21 protein-coding genes are annotated in these 24587 nt (G+C 33.2%); 9 read left to right on the forward strand and 12 right to left on the reverse strand.

The genetic code is table 11. The features are described 5' to 3' along the window. Position 1: 1 nt before the first annotated feature. The 5 genes from Q4Q34_RS03040 to mraZ form a co-directional block, all read right to left on the reverse strand. Positions 2-1465 (reverse strand): UDP-N-acetylmuramoyl-L-alanyl-D-glutamate--2,6-diaminopimelate ligase, encoded by a 1464-nt coding sequence (locus tag Q4Q34_RS03040; RefSeq protein WP_303317018.1) that lies wholly within the window; start codon positions 1463-1465, stop codon positions 2-4. Next, the gene (locus tag Q4Q34_RS03045) at positions 1462-3420 is read right to left on the reverse strand and encodes a penicillin-binding protein (RefSeq protein ID WP_303317514.1); all 1959 of its coding nucleotides are present in this window, start codon (positions 3418-3420) and stop codon (positions 1462-1464) included. Before Q4Q34_RS03045 ends, Q4Q34_RS03040 begins: the two co-directional genes overlap by 4 nt. A 63-nt stretch (positions 3421-3483) precedes the next feature. Continuing rightward, complete coding sequence (locus tag Q4Q34_RS03050; RefSeq protein ID WP_303317017.1) at positions 3484-3801, reverse strand: FtsL-like putative cell division protein; 318 nt, start codon at positions 3799-3801, stop codon at positions 3484-3486. Positions 3802-3846: 45 nt separating this feature from the next. Then, on the reverse strand, positions 3847-4743 hold the full coding sequence (gene rsmH / locus Q4Q34_RS03055; protein WP_303317016.1) for a 16S rRNA (cytosine(1402)-N(4))-methyltransferase RsmH: 897 nt from the start codon (positions 4741-4743) through the stop codon (positions 3847-3849). Continuing rightward, complete coding sequence (mraZ, locus tag Q4Q34_RS03060; RefSeq protein WP_135876541.1) at positions 4730-5200, reverse strand: division/cell wall cluster transcriptional repressor MraZ; 471 nt, start codon at positions 5198-5200, stop codon at positions 4730-4732. Before mraZ ends, rsmH begins: the two co-directional genes overlap by 14 nt. Positions 5201-5493: 293 nt before the next feature. On the opposite strand from mraZ, the gene Q4Q34_RS03065 reads away from it, so the two are divergent. Then, positions 5494-6258, forward strand: a complete 765-nt coding sequence (locus Q4Q34_RS03065) for an alpha/beta fold hydrolase (protein ID WP_303317015.1) — start codon at positions 5494-5496, stop codon at positions 6256-6258. A gap of 109 nt (positions 6259-6367) precedes the next feature. Then, positions 6368-6973: a ribosome biogenesis GTP-binding protein YihA/YsxC gene (yihA, locus tag Q4Q34_RS03070; protein ID WP_303317014.1), complete on the forward strand. Its 606-nt coding sequence runs from the start codon at positions 6368-6370 to the stop codon at positions 6971-6973. Between the two features lie 64 nt (positions 6974-7037). Here the strand turns inward: yihA and Q4Q34_RS03075 are convergent, their stop codons facing one another. Both Q4Q34_RS03075 and Q4Q34_RS03080 read right to left on the reverse strand, forming a co-directional pair. Beyond that, the gene (locus tag Q4Q34_RS03075) at positions 7038-8132 is read right to left on the reverse strand and encodes an ABC transporter permease (RefSeq protein ID WP_303317013.1); all 1095 of its coding nucleotides are present in this window, start codon (positions 8130-8132) and stop codon (positions 7038-7040) included. A gap of 8 nt (positions 8133-8140) precedes the next feature. Continuing rightward, positions 8141-10282 (reverse strand): carboxy terminal-processing peptidase, encoded by a 2142-nt coding sequence (locus Q4Q34_RS03080; RefSeq protein WP_303317513.1) that lies wholly within the window; start codon positions 10280-10282, stop codon positions 8141-8143. 174 nt (positions 10283-10456) lie between these two features. Between Q4Q34_RS03080 and surE the strand changes: the two genes are divergently transcribed. The 5 genes from surE to Q4Q34_RS03105 all read left to right on the forward strand — a co-directional run bounded on the left by surE (position 10457) and on the right by Q4Q34_RS03105 (position 15488). Next, positions 10457-11233 carry a 5'/3'-nucleotidase SurE gene (gene surE, locus Q4Q34_RS03085; RefSeq protein WP_303317012.1) on the forward strand — a complete coding sequence of 259 codons (777 nt, stop codon included), beginning with the start codon at positions 10457-10459 and terminating at the stop codon, positions 11231-11233. Next, a complete protein-coding gene (locus Q4Q34_RS03090) occupies positions 11226-11510 on the forward strand; it encodes a hypothetical protein (protein ID WP_330444577.1) in 285 nt (94 codons plus the stop codon). The genes surE and Q4Q34_RS03090 overlap by 8 nt, the downstream gene beginning before the upstream one ends. A gap of 46 nt (positions 11511-11556) precedes the next feature. After that, positions 11557-12669, forward strand: coding sequence for a lipid-A-disaccharide synthase (gene lpxB, locus Q4Q34_RS03095; RefSeq protein WP_303317011.1), 1113 nt, complete (start codon positions 11557-11559; stop codon positions 12667-12669). A gap of 210 nt (positions 12670-12879) precedes the next feature. Further along, positions 12880-13425: a C40 family peptidase gene (locus Q4Q34_RS03100; RefSeq protein ID WP_303317010.1), complete on the forward strand. Its 546-nt coding sequence runs from the start codon at positions 12880-12882 to the stop codon at positions 13423-13425. Between the two features lie 23 nt (positions 13426-13448). Beyond that, complete coding sequence (locus tag Q4Q34_RS03105; RefSeq protein WP_303317009.1) at positions 13449-15488, forward strand: ComEC/Rec2 family competence protein; 2040 nt, start codon at positions 13449-13451, stop codon at positions 15486-15488. Between the two features lie 71 nt (positions 15489-15559). Here Q4Q34_RS03105 and Q4Q34_RS03110 read toward each other — a convergent pair whose 3' ends face one another. From Q4Q34_RS03110 to Q4Q34_RS03130, 5 genes are all read right to left on the reverse strand, one after another. Continuing rightward, positions 15560-16102 (reverse strand): thioredoxin family protein, encoded by a 543-nt coding sequence (locus Q4Q34_RS03110; RefSeq protein WP_303317008.1) that lies wholly within the window; start codon positions 16100-16102, stop codon positions 15560-15562. 25 nt (positions 16103-16127) lie between these two features. Beyond that, positions 16128-16586 (reverse strand): thioredoxin family protein, encoded by a 459-nt coding sequence (locus Q4Q34_RS03115; RefSeq protein WP_303317007.1) that lies wholly within the window; start codon positions 16584-16586, stop codon positions 16128-16130. An 88-nt stretch (positions 16587-16674) separates the two neighbouring features. Then, the gene (locus tag Q4Q34_RS03120) at positions 16675-18459 is read right to left on the reverse strand and encodes a peptide MFS transporter (protein WP_303317006.1); all 1785 of its coding nucleotides are present in this window, start codon (positions 18457-18459) and stop codon (positions 16675-16677) included. Positions 18460-18515: 56 nt separating this feature from the next. After that, the gene (locus Q4Q34_RS03125; protein ID WP_303317005.1) at positions 18516-19901 is read right to left on the reverse strand and encodes a peptide MFS transporter; all 1386 of its coding nucleotides are present in this window, start codon (positions 19899-19901) and stop codon (positions 18516-18518) included. 20 nt (positions 19902-19921) lie between these two features. Beyond that, entirely contained in the window at positions 19922-22153 is a 2232-nt protein-coding gene (locus Q4Q34_RS03130) for a S9 family peptidase (protein ID WP_303317004.1), read from the reverse strand. Between the two features lie 151 nt (positions 22154-22304). Between Q4Q34_RS03130 and Q4Q34_RS03135 the strand changes: the two genes are divergently transcribed. Together Q4Q34_RS03135 and Q4Q34_RS03140 are read left to right on the forward strand one after the other, a co-directional pair. Then, entirely contained in the window at positions 22305-23627 is a 1323-nt protein-coding gene (locus tag Q4Q34_RS03135) for a hydroxymethylglutaryl-CoA reductase, degradative (RefSeq protein ID WP_303317003.1), read from the forward strand. Next, on the forward strand, positions 23628-24539 hold the full coding sequence (locus Q4Q34_RS03140) for a GYDIA family GHMP kinase (protein ID WP_303317002.1): 912 nt from the start codon (positions 23628-23630) through the stop codon (positions 24537-24539). Positions 24540-24587: the final 48 nt, after the last annotated feature.

Consider the following 24587-nt stretch of genomic DNA (forward strand, 5'->3'; position numbering starts at 1 on the left):
GTTATTTTTGTATTTGCTTTAAAAATTCTTGTACTATTTTATAATCATCAAAATCAAAGCGCTCGCCTTTAATTTCTTGATATGTTTCATGCCCTTTTCCTGCTATTAAAATAATATCGTTCGGTTGGGCCAATTGACAAGCTGTTTTTATGGCTTGCTTTCTATCTACTATAGTTAATGTTTTTTTATAATTCTGGGGTTCAACACCTTTTTCTACATCGTTAAGAATATCTTCTGGAACTTCGCTACGCGGATTATCACTTGTAAAAATGACTTTTGTACTTAAAGCCGAAGCTATATGTCCCATTTTTGGGCGTTTGGTTTTATCTCTATCGCCCCCACAGCCAACTACTGTTATTAATTCTTCATTTTTAGTTCTAATACTATTAATAGTTTCTAATACATTTTTCAATGCATCTGGCGTATGCGCATAATCTACTATAGCTGTAATTTTTTCATCAGAAATTAAATACTGGAATCGCCCACTTACATTATCCAATTCGCTTATTAAGCGCAATATTTCAACCTTTTCTAAACCTAACAATTCAGCGGTAGCATAAATTGCCAATATATTGTATGCATTAAAACCTCCTATAAGCCTAGCCCAAACCTCACTATCATTTATTTTAAGCAATAGGCCGCTAAATTGGTTTTCTAAAATTTGAGCCTTATAATCTGCATAGCCCTTTAAAGCATAGGTAAGTTTTTTAGCTTTTGTATTTTGGAGCATAATGAGCCCATTTTTATCATCGACATTCACTAATGCAAAAGCTTCCTTTGAAAGTCCGTCAAAAAATGCTTTCTTAACGTCTCTATACTCCGAGAATGTTTTATGGTAATCCAAGTGATCGTGAGATAAATTGGTAAAAATGCCACCTTCAAAATACAGCCCTTCTGTTCTGTGTTGATGAATTCCATGAGAACTCACTTCCATAAAACAAAATTCGACCCCTGTACTATTCATCTCCTTTAAATATTTATTTATAGTTAATGAATCAGGCGTTGTATGCGTTGCTTTATACTCCGTATTATCAACCATTATTTTCACTGTCGATAATAATCCTACCTTGTAACCTGCTTTTTTAAATAATTGATACAATAAACTTGCTATAGTTGTTTTTCCATTGGTTCCTGTAACTCCGACAAGTTTTAAGTTTTCTGATGGAGCCTCATAATAATTTGAGGCTATCATAGCTAAAGCCCTGCTGGAATTACCAACTTCTACATAAGTAACACCATCCATTAATGTTGCTGGCAATGTCTCACATACAACTCCAATAGCTCCATTATTTATGGCGACATCAATAAAATCATGACCATCTGCAATGTTTCCACGAATAGCAACAAACAAACCTCCACTTGTAATTTTCCGAGAATCAAAATCAACAGCACCAACACTAACGCTTGTACTACCTACTACCGCGTTAATACTTACCTTATACAATATGTCTTTTAATACCATCATGATGCTTTTAAAACCACTATTTGATTGTCTTTTAATTTTTCGCTTTTATTAACAGATTGCGATTTCACAACACCATTCCCGCTAAGCTTCACTTTTATATTAACATCCATATTCTCTAAAAGCGCTAAAGCATCCATTGCAGGTAAACCAATGACATTTGGCATTATCGTCCTATAAGTGCTTGCTGTCTTATAAAAACTTTCATATTCTTTTTCTGCCGAAGCCACCTTAACTTTAAGAGATCTCACCTCATCAATCCTAGGAGTATCTGTATATATTTTTTGTGCTATTCTTTTAAATACTGGCCCTGTAACATCTGCGCCATAAAACCCAACTTCTGTACTTGGCTTATGAATAACCACTATGCATGAATATTTTGGGTTTTCTACAGGAAAATATCCAGAAAATGAGGATATATATCTTTTATCATCTTCCCAGCCTTTCATCCAATATTCGGTTCTTGCAGTCCCTGTCTTTCCAGCCATTGAGAAATTTTCAGAGTACAGTTTTTCTCCTGTACCCCTAACCACTATATTTTTTAAAATTTCTCGTATCTTATTTAGAGTTTCATCAGAGCAAATCTTTTTCTTGATCACTTCTTTATCGAAGGTTTCTATGTCTTCATCAAATTCCTTTACTGCTTTTAAAAACCTTGGCTTAACTAGCTCCCCATTATTTGCTATAGCATTATAAAAAGCCAAGGTTTGAAGTGGTGTTAACTCTAAATTATAACCATATGCCATGGAAGGCAGTGCATTTCTACTCCATTTTTTATCACCTGGCTCAGGAATATCAGGCTCTCCTTCTCCTATAATAGAAACACCTAAAGGTTTGTTCAAGCTCCATTCTTTAAGTCTTTCTATAAATTTTTTAGGATTATCGGAATAGTGCTTATCTATTATAGTTGCCAAACCAATATTAGAAGAAACCTCCAACGCGCGAGCTGCCGAAATTTCGCCATACCCCCCATGATGAGAATCATTTATATATCTACCATAAAATCTTTTTCTACCTTTTTTAGTGTCAACAATTGTAGACGTATCAATAACTCGATCTTCTAAAGCTGCCATCATCGCCATTACCTTAAACGTAGAACCTGGCTCATGACTTTCCCCTACTGCATAATTTAATTTTTCATAATACACCCCTTTAGTGGTTCTACCCAAATTTGAAATAGCTCTAACTTCTCCTGTTTTCACTTCCATAACCACCACACAACCATGTTCAGCTTCATACTTATTTAGCTGTTTTAAAAGTGCATGGTGAGCAATATCTTGAATATTAACATCTATGGTTGTATATACATCATAACCATCTTTTGGCTCCACTTGATTATGATCGGTCATTGGCTTCCACTTACCATTACCTATTTTCTGTTTTTTTCTTATGCCGTCTGTTCCTCTTAAGTATTTTAGTCCAAAAGCACCATCAATACCTGGCCTGGTTACATTCCCATCTTCATCAAATCGCTCATACCCAATAGTACGTCTTGCAATGCTACCCATAGGAAACTCTCGTTTCGTTTTTTGTTCAACAATCAATCCTCCAGAAATAGCGCCCCGTTTTAAAAGCGGAAAATTTCTAAACCGTACATAATCTGTGTAATTAATATTTTTAACTAATAGGTAGTATTGATTCTTATTTAACCTAGCTTTTCTTATTTCTCTCTCATAATAGCTTGAAGATTTCCCTAAATAACCCGAAAGAGAATCGCATAACGGCTTTATAAATTCTTCGAAGGTTTTCCGCTGTGAGGTTACAGCATCTATCGCTATGTTATATTTAGGGATGGATGTAGCCAACAAACTACCATCGTTAGCATATACATTGCCTCTGTTTGCTGGAATAGTAATATCTTGAATATCTCTTTTATCGACTAAAGACCGGTACTTATCTCCTTGCAAAAACTGAATGCTTAACAATTTAAACATCACAGCAAGCCCAAAGACGAACATACATCCTGCTATAAAATACAATCGGTTTAATATGTCTTTCTCTTTTACTGCCAAAGACTCGCTTTATTTTTGAGGTTTTACTTTTATTTTTTTAGGCGGGATCACCGATGGCGATATACCTTTTTCTTTCATTTTCCTAATAACTGCTGACTCCATTTTAAGCCTCATAAGCTTGGAACGCCCATCAACAAATGCCGAACGCATTTCTTTAACTTCATTTTTTAATCGGGCAATTTCATATACTTTTTTATCTGCACTATGCGAGCTTGCTATCATTATAATTGCTAAAACAGAAATAAAAATGATAAACCTCCAATTCTTAAAAGAATCATCACTTACCAAGAAAGTTCCTTTTAATATGTTATAGATGTTTTTTTTCATTAGCCCCATTGTCCTACGGACATTTCCCCTAAGGGGAAATTTTCACTATATTTTTTCCGCAATTCGCAACTTTGCGCTTCTAGCTCTACTATTCATATTTATTTCCTCTTTTGATGGCACAATCAAACCATTCACCTTTTTTAATGGTACTTCAAAATTCCCAAACATGTCTCGCTCAGGCTCACCTTCAAACATCCCATTTCTAATAAAACGTTTCACCAACCTATCTTCCAGAGAGTGATAGGATATAAAACTTAACCGACCACCTTTAAACAAAATTTCAGGTGTTTGTTCTAAAAACTCTTTTAAAACTTCAATTTCTTGATTTACTTCTATTCGGATAGCTTGATAAATCTGAGCCAACACCTTGTTTTCATGTCGTGGTGGTAAAAATTTCCTCAACACACTTTTTAATTGCTCACTAGTTATTATCGGTTCTGTTCTTCTATACTCAACTATTAATCTTGCCATGGCTGGAGCTGCACGTAATTCTCCATACTGCAAAAACACTTGTTTTAATTGCTCTTCTTCATATTCGTTTACCACATGAAAAGCAGACAACTCATTTTGCTGATTCATACGCATATCTAAGTCCGCTTCAAAACGTGTAGAAAACCCTCGCTCGGCAACATCAAATTGATGCGAAGAAACTCCAAAGTCCGCTAAGACCCCATCTACTTGCTTTACACCATGAAAGCGCAAAAACCGTTTTATATATCTGAAGTTTTCATGAATTAATGTAAACCGCGGGTCATCAATCGCATTTCCAAGAGCATCTTCATCCTGATCAAAAGCAAACAACTTTCCATTTTCGCCAAGCCTGCTCAATATTTCCTTGCTATGACCACCACCTCCAAATGTTACATCTACGTAAACACCATCTTCTTTGACAGCCAAACCATCTACGGTTTCTTTCAATAATACCGGGTTATGATATTCCATTGTCATCGTCGTCTTGTCCCATTACTTCTTCTGCTAAATCCGCGAAATCTATAGCCGCATCATCAATAGCTTGTTCATATAAATCTTTATCCCAAATTTCGATTATGTTTATAGCCGAAGCCACCACTATATTTTTCGAAATACCAGCAAACACGGTTAAGTCTTTTGGAATTAACAAACGCCCGTTAATGTCTACTTCAACCATTTTTGCCCCCGCAGTAAACCTGCGAATAAAATCGTTGTTTTTCTTTTTAAACTTATTAAGCTTATTCATTTTCTGCATTAAAATCTGCCATTCTCCCATTGGATACAACTCCAGGCATTTCTGAAACACAGAACGACGTAATACAAAACCGTCAGGTAGAATAGAAGACAACTGCTTTTTTATAGCAGCAGGCATCATCAACCTTCCTTTTGCATCAACTTTACAATCGTATGTCCCTGTTATTAAGTCCAAAGCAGTTTGTTGAAATTTTAACGTTTAATTTTCAAATATATTGAAAAATATACCACATTTTACCACTTTATACCACTTTGTTAATAATTTTTCGACTAAATGGGGGTTAAAAACGTTTTGGACCTAAAAAAAAGGCACTGAACTCTTACTATCAAGATGTTAAAGTCAAAAATTTAATAACATATCTTTTATCAACATTCCTTATAGAAAGTATTATTTTTGCCAAATAATTTATATAGTTAAAATATGAATGAATTAACTATATTTGTTTTTAATGCAGTGACCAACAAATAATGATGTATCGTTTAAAAAAGGAAAAAGAATATAATTACCTTGAAGCTGGAGAAGGCACGCCTATTATAGTATTACACGGCCTTATGGGTGGATTAAGTAATTTTAATGCCGTCTCGGATTTTTTTAGTGAAAAAGACTATAAAATCATTATTCCGGAATTGCCTATCTACACAATGTCTTTGTTAAAAACCAATGTAAAAAGCTTTGCTAAGTATTTACATGATTTTATAGAATTTAAAGGTTTTAAGGACGTTATTTTACTAGGAAATTCGCTTGGCGGACACATCGGTTTATATCACACAAAATTATACCCTGAAAAAGTAAAAGCTCTAATTATTACTGGCAGCTCAGGACTTTATGAGAGCGCCATGGGTGGTGGATATACAAAGCGTAGTGATTATGAAGTGATTAAAAAGAAAGCCCAGGAAGTTTTTTACGATCCTGAAGTGGCCACTAAAGAGATTGTTGATGAAGTTTACGAAACTGTAAACGATCGCAACAAACTTATAAAGACACTTGCCATTGCCAAAAGTGCCATAAGACATAATATGGCAAAAGATTTACCTAATATGAATACACCAACTTGTATTATCTGGGGTAAAAATGACAATGTAACTCCTCCTGAAGTTGCTGAAGAATTTAACGAATTACTACCTGACTCTGACTTGTATTGGATAGACAAATGCGGTCATGCCGCTATGATGGAGCATCCGGATGAATTCAATGAAGTCATGCATGAGTGGTTGAACAAGAGAGGGTTTTAGGTTTTAAAAATCCGTTAAATCAAGTTTTATTAAAAAAACCAAGTCCAATTAATGAAATTCTCGACCTTACTGAAACAAGTTCAGCACTAGTCTTGGGAATAACAAAAATATGAAGATTAAATCTGCCGAGTTTGTAATGAGCAATTCTGATGTTGCAAAATGCCCAAAAAGCATGTTGCCGGAATATGCTTTTATTGGTAGAAGTAATGTTGGTAAATCATCCCTTATAAACATGTTAACCAGTCGGAAAAGTTTAGCAAAAACGTCTGGTAGACCTGGAAAAACACAACTAATAAACCATTTTTTAATTAATAAAAACTGGCATTTGGTAGATTTACCAGGTTATGGGTATGCGCGTGTTTCAAAAAGCTCTAAAAAAGTATTCCAAAAATTTATAACGCAATATTTTGGCTTACGTGAACAGCTTGTCACGGCATTTGTTTTAGTAGATATTAGACATAACCCACAACCTATAGATTTAGAATTTATGCAATGGCTGGGTGAAAATGGGATACCATTTTCTATTATTTTTACTAAAGCGGATAAGCTAAAGCCAAAAGCGATTGACAATCACGTGGAAGCTTACAAAACGATTCTTTTAGAAACTTGGGAAGAAATGCCAAACTACTTTATAACCTCTTCTTCTAAAGATATTGGTAAAGAGGATGTTTTAGGGTATATAGATTCTTTGAATGCCAATATGATAACGAATTAGCTTAAAATAAAATTCTTAAGTTTTAATTTGTAGCACTATTTTGCTTGCTCTCCCGCCATTCTTACTAATTCTTAACATCCAATGCATCCCTAAGTGCATTGCCAATCAACATAAACGCCATTACCAAACTCATAATACAAAGTCCCGGTATAATAGCTAAATACGGTTTTCCTAGTATAATATAATTATAGTGATCTTTAATCATGGCGCCCCAACTTGACATGGGCGGTTGCGCTCCAATACCTAAAAAACTAAGACCGCTTTCTATTAAAATAGCTCCTGCAAAATTAGCTGCCGAAATCACAATAACTGGTGCCATTATATTGGGCAAAATATGCTTGGTAATAATTCTAAAATCGTTAAACCCTAAAGCTCTTGCTGCCGTTACATATTGCATTTCTTTGGCACTAATTATTTGACCACGCACTACTCTAGCCACTTCAACCCACATAGTAAGTCCTACAGCAATAAACACTTGCCAAAAGCCTTTGCCTAAAGCCAGTGTTATAGCAATAACCAGCAATAAGGTTGGAATGGACCAAGTAACATTAATAATCCACATAATAACAGCATCAACTTTTCCTCCAAAATAGCCTGCAACACTGCCCATAAAAACTCCAATTAGTAACGAAATAAAAACGGCCACAAATCCTATAAAAAAAGAAATTCTGGCGCCAACCAATACACGACTTAACAAATCCCTGCCATATTTATCTGTACCAAAAGGAAAGGCTTTTTCTTTTATGTAATGATCTGTTTTACCATTTGGAAATAGACTTAATGGGATTGTTTTTTCAACACCTTCTAAACCATCTGCTGCATATTCTTTATACATTAACAGATTTTCTTTTATCGAATATTTTGAAATAGGAACTTCGGTATCGGTATTTTTCTTTCCGAAAAATACTTTACTCAACCAACTTTGATGATTTTCTAATTGCGATGGAATGGTTAGGATTTCAATTTTAAAACCTGGCTTCTTAGAATGAATTGACAAATGCATTTGGTTTGCATACTGCGAATCATCTGGCGCAAAAACATAAGCAAATACAGACACTAAGCCTACGAATACGATAAAGTAAAAACTAAAAACGCCCCAAAAGTTCTTTTTAAACTTTTGGAGCGCTAACTGTTTTAATGAGCTTGATTTATGACTCATAAATAAACTTATTTTCTTACTACTGTAGATGCTACTTTTTTAATAGGGTAAGACATTTTTAAATCCTCTAATACATTAAGTGCTTCTTCAATATAAACATCTTGACTTAAACTCTGGTGCCAACGCTCGCGCTTCTCTTTTAAGTCTGTAGTATCTTTTTGAAAAAGAGACATCTCATAGCTGTGCGATTTAAACGTTAAATTTGTCTGATATTCAGAAATCGCTTTAAACTTTTCAGATTCTTCTTCATTTAAATCCAACTTAGCCTTATACTTTTTATAATTCAAAGAATAAACAGTTTCATCTATTTTATTTTTTACCCATTTAGCATTTTCTTCAATAAGCTTCAACTGTTCATTATTTACCATACGTTCTTTACTCCTTTTTACGGTTTCATTATAATCAAAATAGTATTCCCAAGGTGTATAATCTGCAGCATCAATTTCATCCCATGGCAATGGGTTTTCCTTATCTTTTTCACCAACATCAATAAAACTAAAACGTCCAGGCACTCTCACGTCACTTTTAACACCTTCAAGCTGAACTGATCCTCCATTAATCCTATAATACTTTTGGGTTGTTAAAGCTAGAGCTCCTAAATCCCCACTGGTATTACTCCTTAACATCTTATTTAAATTAATAACATTTTGAACAGTTCCTTTACCATACGTTTGCTTACTACCAATAATAATAGCGCGTTTATAGTCCTGCATTGCAGCCGCCATAATTTCGGAAGCAGACGCTGATATTTCATTAACTAAAACAACCAAAGGTCCATCCCAAGAAATTGATTTATCCATATCTTTTAAGACTTCCTTAGCCTCACCTGTAGAACGTACTTGTACTATTGGCCCTTCTTTTATAAACAAACCAGCCATATCTACAACTGCTGGCAGTGAACCACCTCCATTGTTACGCAAATCTAAAACTAAGCCTTCCATCCCTTCAGATTTTAAACGCTCAATTTCATTTTTTACATCCATAGCTGCATTTATATTTTCATAGTCTTTAAAATCCACATAAAAAGCTGGTAAATTTATAACTCCAAATTTTTTGTCGCCTTTGTTTACTATTGAAGATTTGGCATAAGTTTCAACCAACTCCACAACATCTCTTACTATATCAATATCTTTAACAGTTCCATCTACTTTTTTAATAGTCAATGTTACTTTAGTACCCTTAGGCCCTTTAATATATTTAATAGCATCGTTTATTCGCATACCAACTATATTTACAGGAAACTCTTCATCTTCTTGCTTTACTTTCAAAATAACATCTTCAACCTCTAGTTTTTTACTTCTCCAGGCCGGACCTCCAGAAATAAGTTCTACTATTTTTATATAGTCCATTCTTTTTTGCAACCTAGCTCCTATACCTTCTAATTTACCAGACATACGTTGATCAAAATCTTCTTTACCTCTAGGCGCTAAATAATATGTATGCGGATCAAACTCTTCAACAATAGTATTGACATAAATAGCGAACCAATCTTCACGTTGTAAATCGTCAATATTATCATTAAAATAAATATCAATAGATTTTAATGTGGCATCACGAGATTCTTTTTCAATTTGGGCATCTGTCTTCATTACATAAGACGGATCTTTTTCTTTTGCCTGTTTTTCTTGTTCTATTAAATCATCATAATTAGAAAGTGTTGAGAATTTAAGTTGTTTTCTCCAACGCTCTTTCATTTCTTTTCTACTGTTTACAAACTTACTATTCTCGTAATTTGTATCGAATTCTTCATCAATATTATAATCAAAAGGTTCAGATAAAACTTCTTTATAAATTCCTTTTGATTCTTCTATACGCTCTAACATACGCTTATTTACAACATTGAAAAATGTAATTTCTGTAGCCTTGAGCTGGTTATCTAGAAAATACTTATATTTTTCAAATTCCTTATAATCAGACTCATGAAAATAACGCTTCACCGGGTCTAGTATTTCAATATAATCTGTAAACAACTCCGCTGAAAAATTGTCATTCATCGCAATAGGGTCAAAATGGCCCTGCTCTAAAACAAATGTTATGATTTGTATTAGTAGCTTATCTTTATCTGGATTACTGAATTTTTTAGTAGTAAAACTGCAAGATCCAAATGCAAACAGCAATAAGAGAGACAAAATTTTATAATTCCTTTTCATAATTTTTTTCATCCATTAATATTTAATTACCCAATAGAGTAATATGTATATTTCACTAAAATAAAGAAAAAATTATGCCAATGTGGGCAATTGATGCAAATTTTTTGTTAAACCAAAGAAATTAACAGTTTACTGGCGAAATTGTGTATTTTAGCGATGCCATAGAAGTATTAAATGACAGAAAAACCACTCATATTAGTTACGAACGACGATGGCATAAGCGCTCCAGGTATTAGAACATTAATTTCGATTATGAATACTATTGGCGAAGTTGTAGTCGTTGCTCCGGATAGTCCACAAAGCGGCATGGGACATGCTATCACATTAGACTCAACACTTTATGCCGAACGTGTTTACATGGATGACGGCCCACAAATTGAATACAGCTGTTCTGGAACACCTGCTGATTGTGTAAAATTAGCTATTAGAGAGTTATTAGATCGAAAACCAGACCTCTGTGTTTCTGGTATTAATCACGGCTCGAATTCATCTATAAATGTTATTTATTCCGGCACTATGAGTGCAGCTATTGAAGCTGGTATTGAAGGAATTCCTGCTATTGGTTTTTCTTTACTTGATTATACATGGAATGCTCATTTTGAGGCATCAAAATCATATGTAAAAACGATTACTGAACAACTTTTAAATAATGGTTTACCTAACGATATTGTGCTTAATGTTAACATCCCTAATATTTTAAAAGAAGACATAAAAGGTATTAAAATATGCAGACAGGCTAAAGCAAATTGGGTTGAAGAATTTGATAAACGTAAAACCCCACAAGGGAAAGATTATTATTGGCTTTCGGGAAAATTTGTTAATTTAGATGGTGGCGAGGATACCGACGAATGGGCACTAGAGCAAGGGTACGTTTCTGTTGTTCCTATTCAATTTGATTTAACAGCACATCAATTCATTAAAACTTTAAAGACTTGGAATTTAAATGATTAAAAAAGATATTTTTATAGGAATATTTGTTGGCCTCATAGCAAATACTATTGGCTTATTTTTTTCAGCAACTTTTTTAGGACGGGGAGATGACTTTATGACAGTTATTAAAGCTGCAGCATCTGAAGGTTTTTTAGGTAAATTAATAAGTTTAGGCGCTATTTTAAATTTAATAGCTTTCTTTATTTTTATAAGAAAAAAACAAGATTATAGAGCAAGGGGAGTTTTATTGATTACTGTTTTTATTGCTGTTTTCACATTCGTTTTCAAACTTTTTTAAATAGTGAAGTTACATCTGAGTATTTTTACAAATCAATTTTAGACAGATGAAATATTACATTCTAGCCGGAGAAGCATCAGGAGATTTACATGGCTCTAACTTGATGAAAGCATTACTAAAAAAAGATGTTCATGCAGACATTAGATTTTGGGGAGGCGATCTTATGCAAGCTGTGGGTGGTACTTTGGTAAAGCACTACAAAGAACGTGCGTTTATGGGGTTCTCTGAAGTTATTATGAATCTATCTAAAATTTTCAAACTCATTTCATTTTGTAAAAGCGACATAAAGACTTTCAATCCAGATGTTATTGTTTTTATTGACAATTCGGGATTTAATTTACGCATAGCAAAATGGGCAAAACTCCAAAATTTTAAAACTAATTATTATATTTCTCCTCAGGTTTGGGCTTCAAGAGCTGGTAGAGTAAAAGCTATAAAACGCGATATTGATGCTATGTACGTTATCCTACCCTTTGTAAAACCTTTTTACAAAAAGTATGGCTATGATGTAACGTTTGTTGGGCACCCATTAATTGATGCTATTACTAATCGCGAACAAATTGATGAATTTGAATTTCGAGACTCTTATAATTTAGGCAATAAACCTATTATTGCACTCTTACCGGGAAGTAGAAAACAAGAAATAACGAAAATGCTTTCGGTGATGTTAAGCCTAGTCGATGATTTTCCAGATTATCAGTTTGTAATTGCCGGTGCTCCCAGTCAAGATTATAGTTTTTATGAAACTTTTATAAAATCTTACGACGTAAAGTTTATCTCCAATAAAACTTATGATTTACTAAGTGTCTCTAATGCTGCTTTAGTAACATCCGGGACAGCTACATTAGAAACTGCTCTTTTTAAAGTACCTCAGGTCGTATGTTATAAAGGAAGCGCTCTTTCTTATCAAATTGCAAAGCGAATCATTACTTTGAAATTTATTTCGTTAGTTAATTTGGTTATGGATAAGGAAGTGGTTACTGAACTTATCCAAAATAATTTCAACAAAAAAAGATTGAAATTAGAGCTTGACAAAATTTTAAATCCTGATGTACGCCACACCATATTTCTAGAATATTATGAGCTGGAAAAAGCTTTAGGCGGAAAAGGTGCCAGTGAAAAAACGGCTCAGTTGATTTATGATGCACTAAGGGCATAAGACTGCTTTACTATTAGAATCAATAGCAGCAAATGCGAATCGTTGATGTTTTGCACTTTATTAACAAAACGAACTGGCTAGTTCCTTATAAATCAATTGGAAGCAAGCACAAACCAATGTTAGTAGGATGTACTACGGAAAATAAAAAGTGTTTATATCTTATTTTATTATAAATTTACAATTAGTAACCCAAACCTACTTCAATTTATAATGAAAAAAACAATCTTGATTCTTTTAATGATTATAGGCTTTACTAGCTGTAAATCTTCAAAACGGGCTAGAAATAAAAAAGAAGCTTCAACAACGGTCATAAGTAAAAAGAACAGAAAAGAAGCAGTTGCCTACAAAGCCAAAGACAAGAAAAAGCTATCCAAAGCTGATCATATTATAGACTACGCAAAGCAATTTGAAGGTGTTCGCTACAAATGGGGAGGCACTACGAAATCCGGAATGGATTGTTCTGGATTGGTTTTTAAGTCGTTCGAATCACATGACATCATATTACCTAGAATATCTAGAGATATGGCGAAAAAAGGCAATAAAATTCCACTTAGAAAAGCGCAGGAAGGTGATTTACTTTTCTTTAAAACCAGTAAAAACAGAAGACACCGTATTAATCATGTTGGCCTAATTATAAAGTCTAAAGCTGGAGACATCTCTTTTATACATGCCACTTCCACTAAAGGGGTTATTGTTTCTAAACTTTCAGAAAGCTATTGGAAATCAACCTTTGTGGAAGTACGTAAAATATTGTAAGATATTTCATATATTGCAAATACGTGCAATTACTGAATTTTACAATAATTAAGTTAACGATTTGCCTAGTTATAGGCATTGCTATTGGTTACTTTTTTAGCATTCCCTTACATTTTTCTTTATACCTAACAGCTTCGTTTTTTGCTATCTTATCCGTCTTTTACTTTACCGTAAAAAAGAAAATAGACCAGACCAATTGGTTTGGGTTACTTTCTTTTTTAACGATGGTTAGTATAGGTATATTAACTGTAAATTTTCATAATGAAAAAAACTTTTCTGATCATTATGCAAATCAAATTTCAATAGAAAATGATACGATTAAAACGATTACATTTAGAATTAGAGATGTTTTAAAATCTGATAATTTCTATGATAAATATGTTATTGATCTTATAGAAATTGACGGAAACAAGGTAAGCGGTAGATCCCTTATAAATATTCAAAAAGATGCATCACAAACTGCTTTAAAAGTTGATGATATATTTATAAGCAAAATAGTCTTTAAGAGTTTAAATAAACCATTAAACCCTCATCAATTTAATTATAAAAACTATTTAAAGAATAAATACATTTACCATCAAATATTTAGCTCTTATCCATCACTTTTACAGGTAAGTTCTAAAACACATACGCTATTTGGTTTTGCTAACAATATTCGCGAACACATCAATTCAAAATTAAAATCTCATCATTTTAAACCAGACGAACTTGCCATAATTAATGCTTTATTATTGGGACAACGGCAAACCATTAGTAAAACGGTTTATTCTAATTATACAAACGCAGGCGCCATACATATTTTGGCTGTATCCGGGTTGCATGTTGGTATTATTTTAATTATTCTAGGCCTGGTACTCAAACCTATCGAAAGCTTTAAACATGGAAAACTTGTAAAAACAATTTTACTGGTAGTGCTTTTGTGGTGCTTTGCCTTTATTGCTGGTTTGTCGGCATCTGTAACCAGAGCGATCACTATGTTTAGCATTATAGCAATAGCTTCAAACCTAAAAAGACCTACCAACATATACAACACCTTAGCTATTTCTATATTTATACTTTTGCTTTTTAAACCCATGTTTTTATTTGATGTTGGTTTCCAGTTAAGTTATTTGGCTGTTTTTGCTATTGTTACTGTTGACCCACTCATTTATAAACGGTGGAAACCAAAATATAAAATATTAGATTTTTACTGGCATACATTCACTGTTACACTTTCTGCTCAATTGGGAGTAATCCCGATAAGCCTATACTATTTTCATCAATTTCCGGGTTTGTTTTTTATATCCAACTTAGTAATCATCCCTTTTTTAGGATTTATTTTAGGTTTGGGAATACTTATTATTCTATTAGCTATTTTGGGTGTACTTCCAGAAATTTTAGCAAATACATACAGTCAAATGATAAGTATAATGAATGATTTTATTGCCTGGGTTTCTAGACAAAGTTTCTTTTTACTTAAAGATATTGCTTTTGATCTTTCGTATGTTATTGCTTCCTACTTAGTTATTATTTCTTTTATAGGACTTCTAAAAAAATGGCGTTATTCTAATTTTAAGTATTTGCTAATTACTGTCATAATTTTTCAAAGTGTTGCTATTTACTCAAAATATAATAAGCCTACAAATGAGTTTATCGTTTTTCATAAAAACAGGCATAGTCTTATTGGCAATACCACAGGTAACAACTTTTTAGTCGCTTCTGATTCTGACAGTTTATCGCAAGCAGCCAACAACATCATAAAAAATTATACTGTTGCCAATTATATCAATGACATAAAAAAAGACTTCTTGCAGTCTATTTATCTTCTTAAACATAAAAGACTTTTGATTATTGATAGTTTAGGAGTTTACAATATAAAATCATTTGAACCAGATTATCTATTACTAAGACGATCTCCAAAAATAAATTTGAATAGGTTAATTGATTCCATAAAACCAAAATATATCATTGCGGATGGAAGTAATTACAAATCTTACATGAAGAGCTGGGAAACTATTTGTAAGAAAAGAGCAGTTCCTTTTCATCAAACCAGTAAAGAAGGTGCCTTTATTATTCGATATTAAGTGAATTGAATTAGGTTTCGATTATAACCTGTTTAAGCGCAACCGAAAGGCGCAACCTAGCATTTAAATGTTTATCCCTTAAACTCAGGCTTAAAAGCTTTATAGTAAACATTAAACTTTTCTTGAGTATCAATTTCTTTGTGCTCGTCTTTACCAAACATTTTTAGATATAATTCTAGTTGAGGTGGTGTTTGATACCCTTTAATCGGAGCTATTACATCGCCTTTCTCATCTATAAATACAATGGTTGGATAGGCCTGAACCTGAAAATAGCGAGACAATTCATGTACAGAATTTCGTCTATTTGCATTTGCTGGGTTGTAATTAGGGTTCGAAAATGTTTTCCCTTTATAGTTAATCTTCTCATTCCCTTCTGCATTAAACTTGACTGCATAATAGTTTTTATTTACATAGTCTACCACGTCTTTATTATGAAAAGTATTTTTATCTAACAGTTTACAAGGACCACACCAATTAGTATAAACATCCATCATAATCTTTTTAGGTGTTTTCTCTTGAAGTGCTACGGCTTCTTCAAAAGTCACCCAATTAATCTTTTGTGCATTTGTATAAACTGTTATAAAAACAGCTAATAATAACAATATCTTCTTCATAATCTTTTGTGTTTTTTACTCTCAACTACAGCATAGACATAGCTTTACCTATCCATTTTGTTGGCCCGCCTGCTACATATCCTGTACTTCCAAGACTTCTTAAGTTAATTTGCTTTTCAGAATTAACTTCTGGGTTAACAAACCAAATTGTGGGATAGCCTCTTACCTTGAACATACTTTGTAATTGACGATTTTGATTTCTAATATTATCATCTTGTGGTGTTCTTTTCGGAAAATCTAATTCAACAAGTACAACATTTTCGTTAGCCCATTTTTTAAATTCTTTTGTTTGAAAAACTTCTTTTTGCAAACGTATGCACCAGCCACACCAATCTGACCCCGTAAAAAACATTAATAGTGGTTTCTTTTCTTGCATTGCAAATTCTGATGCTTTACCCATATCTGTATGCCAGGTTAATTCCTGAGCACTAACAAATGCTGTTGTAAAAATGCTTATAAGAAATATATAAATTGTTTTCTTCATACCTATATCTGTTGCAAAACGTATACCGAACTTACAAAAAATGCTCCAAACCTGGAGCATTTTGAAATTATTTTGACTATTTTTTCGATCAACGAACGCCGTGCATTAGCTTTTTTAATACAGGATTAAGTATTATAGATATCAAACCAACGCCTACTGGTATTAATGTGAATATTAAAAAGAATGTACCTAATGAGTATTGTTCAGAAATTTTATCAATCATCCCTCCCATGGTTCCTGCTGCTTTTTGACCTACGGCAATTGCTAAATACCATACCCCAAACATAAATCCAATCATTCTAGGCGGCACTAGTTTACTTAAATAGGACAAACCTACTGGTGATAAACAGAGTTCTCCCATGGTATGAAACAAGTATGCCAAAATTAAAAACATTATACTTACAGAAGCAGTCTTTGCTCCCGAAGGAATTTCTGAAGCGCCATAAGACAACACCGCAAAACCAATGCCCAATAAAATTAAACCCATTCCATATTTCATAGCCGCACTTGGATTATATTTGCTTTCCCACCACCTTGAGAACAATGGCGCTAACGTAATTATAAAGAACGAATTCAAAATCCCAAACCATGTAGCTTCAATCTCATTTCCTGGCTCAGAAAATTTGTTTACCAATCTAAAAACTACCAAATACCAGATACCAACAAATGCAATAGCAAGAACAATATTAGATAATCCTATCCTTGAAAATGTTTTTTTGGATAATAAAAAAAGTACCCAAGTAATAATAATGAGGGGTATTGTTGTTAATAAGGCATCAACAATCTTAAAAACCATTGCAGAATTCCCAACAAGTGTCCTATTTGTATAATCTCTGGCAAATAAAGTCATTGAACCCAACGACTGTTCAAAGAAAGCAAAGAAAAATACCGTGAATACTCCAAAAATTGACACTGCAATAATTCTATCTCTAACTATCGGAATGTATCTAGATATTCTAGTTACAAGTAATATTAAAAACAATGCTAATGCTGTTAATACAATAATGTTAGAGCCATTCATTCCTCCTATTTCAAAAGGCGCTAAGCTTTTTCCTCCAATTTTTTCTAAGGGATCATTGAATAAATACAGCAACCCGCCTACAGAAGATAAAACAATTAATACCTTATCTAACATTGTGAAAGGGTTTAGTTTATCATCTACATTCGTTTTTTGTTCTTCAGAAGGACTCTCTTCATTTATATTTTGAGGCAACTCAACTTCATAAACTTTCGAAGGTTTAGCTCCAATGCTACCAAATAAACTGCCAGCTAACCAAAATTGAAGCATACCTAAAAACATAAAAATTCCAGCTAAACCAAAACCCCAAGACCAGCCATAATTCTCAGCTAGATAACCACATAGCATCATACCAAAAAAAGCACCTGCATTAACTCCCATATAAAATATAGTATAAGCACCATCTTTTTTAGATTCTTTGCCTTTATACATCTCAGAAATAATAGAAGTGATATTTGGTTTAAAAAAACCTGTTCCAATTACCAATAAAGCTAATCCAATATAAAAGGTCATAGTGGTTTCCAAAGCCATAGCTGCATGCCCCAAAGTCATAATTAAACAGCCTATAACTACAGCAATACGGTAACCTGTAATCTTATCAGCAATCCAGCCTCCTATAATTGGAGTTAAATATAATAATGATGCATATGTCCCTATTAAAGCTAAAGCATGCTCCCTTGGCCATTCCCATCCAGGATTATCACTCAAAATAGGAGCCGTTAAAAATAGCACCAAAAGTATGCGCATTCCATAAAATGAAAAGCGTTCCCACATTTCAGTAAAAAATAACACAAACAACCCTGCAGGATGCCCGATAACCCTGTCCTTAAATAGATTTTCAATATCAGTGTTCATAAAAAAAATTTAATTAGTTATAGAAGAAAACCCTCAAAAAGAGGGTTACATATTTTTTAATTATCTGCTAATTCAAAACCTTCAGCTTCTTCATACATAGTTCTTTCATTGTCCTCTGCTCCATGTGTTAGAGTTTCAAGTTTTTTACGGAATACCATGACTAAAGCTCCAAATGAGACACAAAAAACAGCTATTCCTGTAAATACCGTAAGCTCTCCTAAACCTTCAGCTGACTCACCTAAAAGCCCTGCTAACTTATTACCAAAACCAGTCATAGCAAAATAAACTCCCATCATTAAAGAGGCATATTTAACTGGAGCAAGTTTTGTAATGTATGACAATGCCACTGGTGAAATACACAACTCTCCAACCGTATGAAACAAATATGCTAAAACTAACCAGTACATTGCAGAAGCTCCTGTACTATTAAATTCTGAAGCTGCTGCAGACATGAAGAAAAATCCTGTTCCCATGATAATTAATCCGATTATCATTTTAAATAAAGAACTGGACACTTTTCCTTTTAATTTTCTATTTGCCCAAAATAATGCTACTGAAGTTCCTAAGAATATAATAAACATGGCATTTAAAGACTGAAACCAAGACGCTGGTACTTCCCATCCCATTAACATTCTATTGGTATTTTCTTTAGCATATATATTCATTAAACCACCTGCTTGTTCAAAAGCTCCCCAAAATACGATAACTAATAAAAAAGATATAAATAGTACCACGACTCTATCCTTTTCTATTTTGGTTAAAGGTTTTTTCATGGCTTCCTTTTCTTCTAAATTTTCAGAAGCTCCTAAAAAATTCCCAACGTGTTTTAAATATTTTTGCCCTACTACATACTGTATTAATCCCAAAGCCATACCTATTCCTGCTAATCCAAAACCATAATGCCAACCATGCACTTCTCCTACATATCCAACAATTAAACTTGATAAAAAAGCACCGACATTAATACCTATATAAAAAATGGTAAACCCTTTATCTCTTCTTATATCTCCTTGCTGATACAACCCTCCAACCATTGTTGAAATATTTGGTTTTAACATGCCTACTCCTGCTATGATCAAACACAAACCTGTATAAAACGCCCACATTTCTTCCACAGCTAGTATACTATGTCCAGCTACAAGAAGCAATCCTCCATAAAGAACAGATTTTTTTTGACCTAAAAATTTATCAGCAATCCATCCTCCAGGTATAGACATCACATAAACTAACATGGTATACGTTCCATAAAGTGATAATGCATCTCCATTAGTCCATCCTAATCCAGCATTTCCTGATTGTGTTTCTGCTACCAGATATAACACCAATATTGCTCGCATTCCATAATATGAAAAGCGTTCCCACATTTCAGTAAAAAACAGCACATACAATCCTACTGGATGCCCAAATAATTCCTTTTGCTTTATTGTAGTTGAATTTGACATAAATCTATTAATTAGTTAATTTATCCTTTTATCTTTATTTCTTTGACTTCGTTTTTTTCTTGCTTTTCGATTTTATCACCTAGTTTATCATTGATAAAATTTGTCATTTTTTTATACAGATGCAATCTTGTATTACCACCATAAATACTATGATTTTTATCTGGGTAAACCGCCCAATCAAACTGCTTATCTGCTTGAATTAGGGCTTCTGCCAAACGCATGGTGTTTTGTAAATGCACATTATCATCACCAGACCCATGTACCAACAAAAAATCCCCCTTTAATTTATTTACATGATTTATGGGGGAATTATTATCATAACCACTGGTATTCTCCTGAGGTGTTGTCATATAGCGTTCTGTATAAATAGTATCATAAAAACGCCAGCTACTTACTGGTGCTACAGCAATAGCCATTTTAAATACATCGTTCCCTTTAAACAAACAATTACTACTCATAAAACCGCCAAAACTCCATCCCCAAATTCCTATTCTGGAAGCATCAATATAAGGGCGTTCCCCTAATTGTTTTGCTGCTGCTATTTGGTCTTCTACTTCGTATTTACCAAGTTCATTTTGAGTCACCTTTTTAAACGTAACACCTTTTAATCCTGTTCCTCGACCATCAATACATACAACAATATAGCCTTGTTGTGCTAAATGTTGATACCAATAATCATTTGCACTATTCCAGCTATTTGAAACAGATTGAGACCCTGGTCCGGAATATTGAGTCATAAATAATGGATACTGCTTTGATTCATCAAAATCAGCAGGTCTTAGCATCCACATGTTAAGATCATTGCCATTTACATGAATGGTACTAAATTCTTTTTTTGATGTTTTATAGTTTGAAAGCTTTTGAGATAGGACATCGTTGTCTTTTATACTTTTTATTAAATTCCCAGAAGCTGCGCTATTTAAAGTATATTCTGGTGGTGTGGAAGCACTAGAAAACGTATTAATAAAGTATGAAAAATCGGCACTAAAGGACGCTTTATTGGTTCCTTCACTTTTTGTTAATCTTGTTTTATTACGTCCATTTAATTTAATGGAATATACATCTCGGTTTATGGAACCATTTTCAACCGATTGATAGAAAATCCTATTTGTATTTTTATCATAACCATAATAGCTGGTAACTTCCCAATTTCCCTTGGTTATTTGATTAATAAGTTGACCATTTTTATCATAATGATAAATATGATTAAACCCATCTTTTTCGCTTGTCCATATAAAACTATTATCCTTTAAAAAAGTTAAGTTATCCGTAATATCAATATAAGCTCTGTCTTTTTCAGCTAAAACTAGATTTACTGTATTTGTTTTAGCATGTATCATCCATAAATCCAATTCGTTTTGGTGTCTGTTCATATAATGCGCACTCAAAACATCATAATCGTTAGTCCATTTAATACGCGGAATATAAAAATCGTTATAAGCTTTATCTACTTTAACTTCTTTTGTTTCATTGGTATTTAGATTATGAATGTGTAATGATACTGTAGAATTTGATTCCCCAGCCTTTGGGTACTTAAATACTTGTTGTGTTTGATAAAGCCCTTCGCCATAAATGTCCATTGAAAATTCCGGCACATTAATTTCATCAAATCTTATAAATGCTATTTTATTACTTGCTGCATTCCACTCAAATGCACGTACAAAGGCAAACTCTTCCTCATAAACCCAGTCTGTTATTCCATTAATGATCACATTCTTTTTTCCATCGAAAGTTAATTGTGTTGTCTCTCCAGATTGTAAATCTTTTACATATAAATTATTGTCTTTTGCAAAGGCTACTTTATTTCCATCTGGTGAAAATGTTGGTTCTTGGATTTTATCCTCAGCAATTAATGTTAGAGACTCATCCTTTACATTATAAACGTAGTAGTTTCCTAAAGTAGAACGGCGATAAATTGAGGTTTCATTTGTTACTAAAATCACTTTATTTTCGTCATTACTAAAGGCATAATCAGTAAAATATGGTATGGCATCCAACGCGCCAGAATTGACTAATGTTTTAACTTTTTTCAAAGTTTTATAGTCGTAAATATCTATAGTCGTTGTTCGTGATTGTCTATCGAAGTTTAAAACGGAATATTGTTGTCCATTCGCCATGGAATGTAAAACATCCATTCTTTCAGTTCTAAAGGAACCATTCCAAATGGATTCGAGGGTAATTTCTTTTGTTTGTGCAGTTATAAAAATTGTTGTAAAAAAGCAAATAAGAAAAGACAATTTTAGGTATTTCATCAAAAAAAATATTTATTTCATAAAATGATGTCAAGTTTACTAAAAATTCTGCAAAAAACCGCCTTTATTAACACTTAAATAAGACCATACAAATCAAGGTATTCAATATTCATACCAAGAGTAGTATCTTTGCATAGCTAATTAACATTTTATGAGTAAATCTATTACTGGCTTTTCTAAACTGTCTAAATCTAAAAAAATTGATTGGATTGTTGAGACTTATTTCTCTAATACGGAAGATGCTAAACGGATCTTAAAACAATATTGGAACACTGACGAAAAACTACAACAGCTTCACGACGAGTTTATTGAAAACACTATTACCAACTATTATTTACCACTTGGTGTAGCTCCAAATTTTTTAATAAACGACACCTTGTATACCATACCGATGGCTATTGAAGAAAGTTCTGTAGTAGCTGCTGCCAGTAAAGCAGCTAAATTCTGGCTGGAGCGAGGTGGCTTTAAAACACGTGTTATTTCTACAACTAAAATTGGTCAGGTTCACTTTATATATAAAGGTGATTTTAACAAATTAAATCAGTTTTTCAACAGCATAAAGTCTAAACTCATTCAGGATGCTAAGGCTATTACTGCTAACATGGAAAAACGTGGTGGTGGTATTGTTGACATTGAGTTACGTGACAAAACTAGTGATATAGACCATTATTATCAGCTTCATGTTTCTTTTGAAACACTTGATGCCATGGGTGCTAATTTTATAAACTCTTGCTTAGAACAGTTTGCTAAGACTTTAAAAAATGAAGCACTGTTATTTGATGGTTTCTCTTCCCAAGAAAAGCAAATAGATATAGTTATGAGTATTTTGTCTAACTACGTTCCTAATTGTTTAGTACGTGCCGAAGTAAGCTGCAGCGTTGAAGATTTAAGTGATAACGATACCTTTTCGGGTGAAGTTTTTGCTAATAAATTTGTCCAAGCTGTTAATATTGCCGAAGTGGAGCCTTATCGTGCTGTTACGCATAATAAAGGTATTATGAATGGTATTGATGCTGTTGTTTTGGCAACAGGAAATGATTTTAGAGCGGTTGAAGCTGGTGTACATGCGTATGCCTCAAGACATGGAAAGTACAGCAGTTTAACGCATGCTAAAATTGAAAACGGTTTATTTACTTTTTGGATGGAAATCCCTCTAGCATTAGGTACTGTTGGTGGACTTACCGGCTTGCATCCTTTAGTAAAACTAGCACTGGAATTGTTACATAAACCTTCTGCCAAAGAACTCATGCAGATTGTAGCCGTAGCTGGGTTAGCTCAAAATTTTGCAGCGCTTCGTTCTCTTACAACTACAGGTATTCAGCAGGGGCATATGAAAATGCATTTAATGAATATTCTTAATCAGTTTGAAGCTAATAATGAAGAAAAGGAAACTATAACTGAACATTTCAAAACAAATACTGTAACTCATAGTGCGGTTGTTGAAGCTATTAATAAGCTAAGGGTAAAAAAATAAATGAAGTCTTACTATAGTAACGGAAAGCTTTTGCTTACAGGAGAATATGCGGTTCTTGACGGAGCACTTTCATTAGCTGTACCTACAAAACATGGGCAATCTCTAGAGATTGAAGTTATTGATGACCTCAAACTTGTTTGGAAGAGTTTAGATGAAAATAAAACCGTTTGGTTTGAAACTACTTTTGAAATCACAAATAATGAGATTTCTCATACCGTTCGAAATGACAATGATATTTCCAAAAGGCTTATTCAAATTTTAAGTGCAGCTAAACAGCTTAATCCAAATTTTTTACATACAAACAAGGGCTTCAAAACTACAACCAGGTTAGATTTCCCTAGACATTGGGGTTTGGGCACTTCTTCTACATTAATAAATAATATAGCTGCATGGGCGGATATTGATGCGTATAAATTGTTAGAAACTACTTTTGGAGGTAGTGGTTATGATATTGCATGTGCGCAGCATAACACTCCTATTACTTATCAATTGGGAAATACCAGGCCCATAGTTAAATCAATAGAATTTAATCCTTCTTTTAAGGATCATTTATATTTTGTTTATTTAAATAAAAAACAGAACAGTAGAGAAGGCATTACCCATTACCGTGCTAACAAAAGCCATTTAAAAACAAGTATTGAAGACATCAACAACATCACCCTTCAAATGATTGCCACTGATTCTCTTGAGGACTTTGAAAGCTTAATAAACCTACATGAAGCCATTATATCTAAACTAACTAAGCAAAAGGTCATTAAAACGCTTTTTTTCAATGATTTTAAAGGTAGTATTAAGAGTCTTGGTGCTTGGGGAGGGGATTTTATCTTAGCGTCTTCTAAAGATAATCCAACGTCTTATTTTAAACAAAAAGGTTTTAATACTGTAATTCCTTATAGGGATATGGTATTATAAAAAAACAAAAAAGGCCTTGTTTGTAAACAAGACCTTTTTAAGCTTTAT

Origin of the sequence: Flavivirga abyssicola (assembly GCF_030540775.2) — a bacterium.
GTDB lineage: Bacteria > Bacteroidota > Bacteroidia > Flavobacteriales > Flavobacteriaceae > Flavivirga > Flavivirga abyssicola.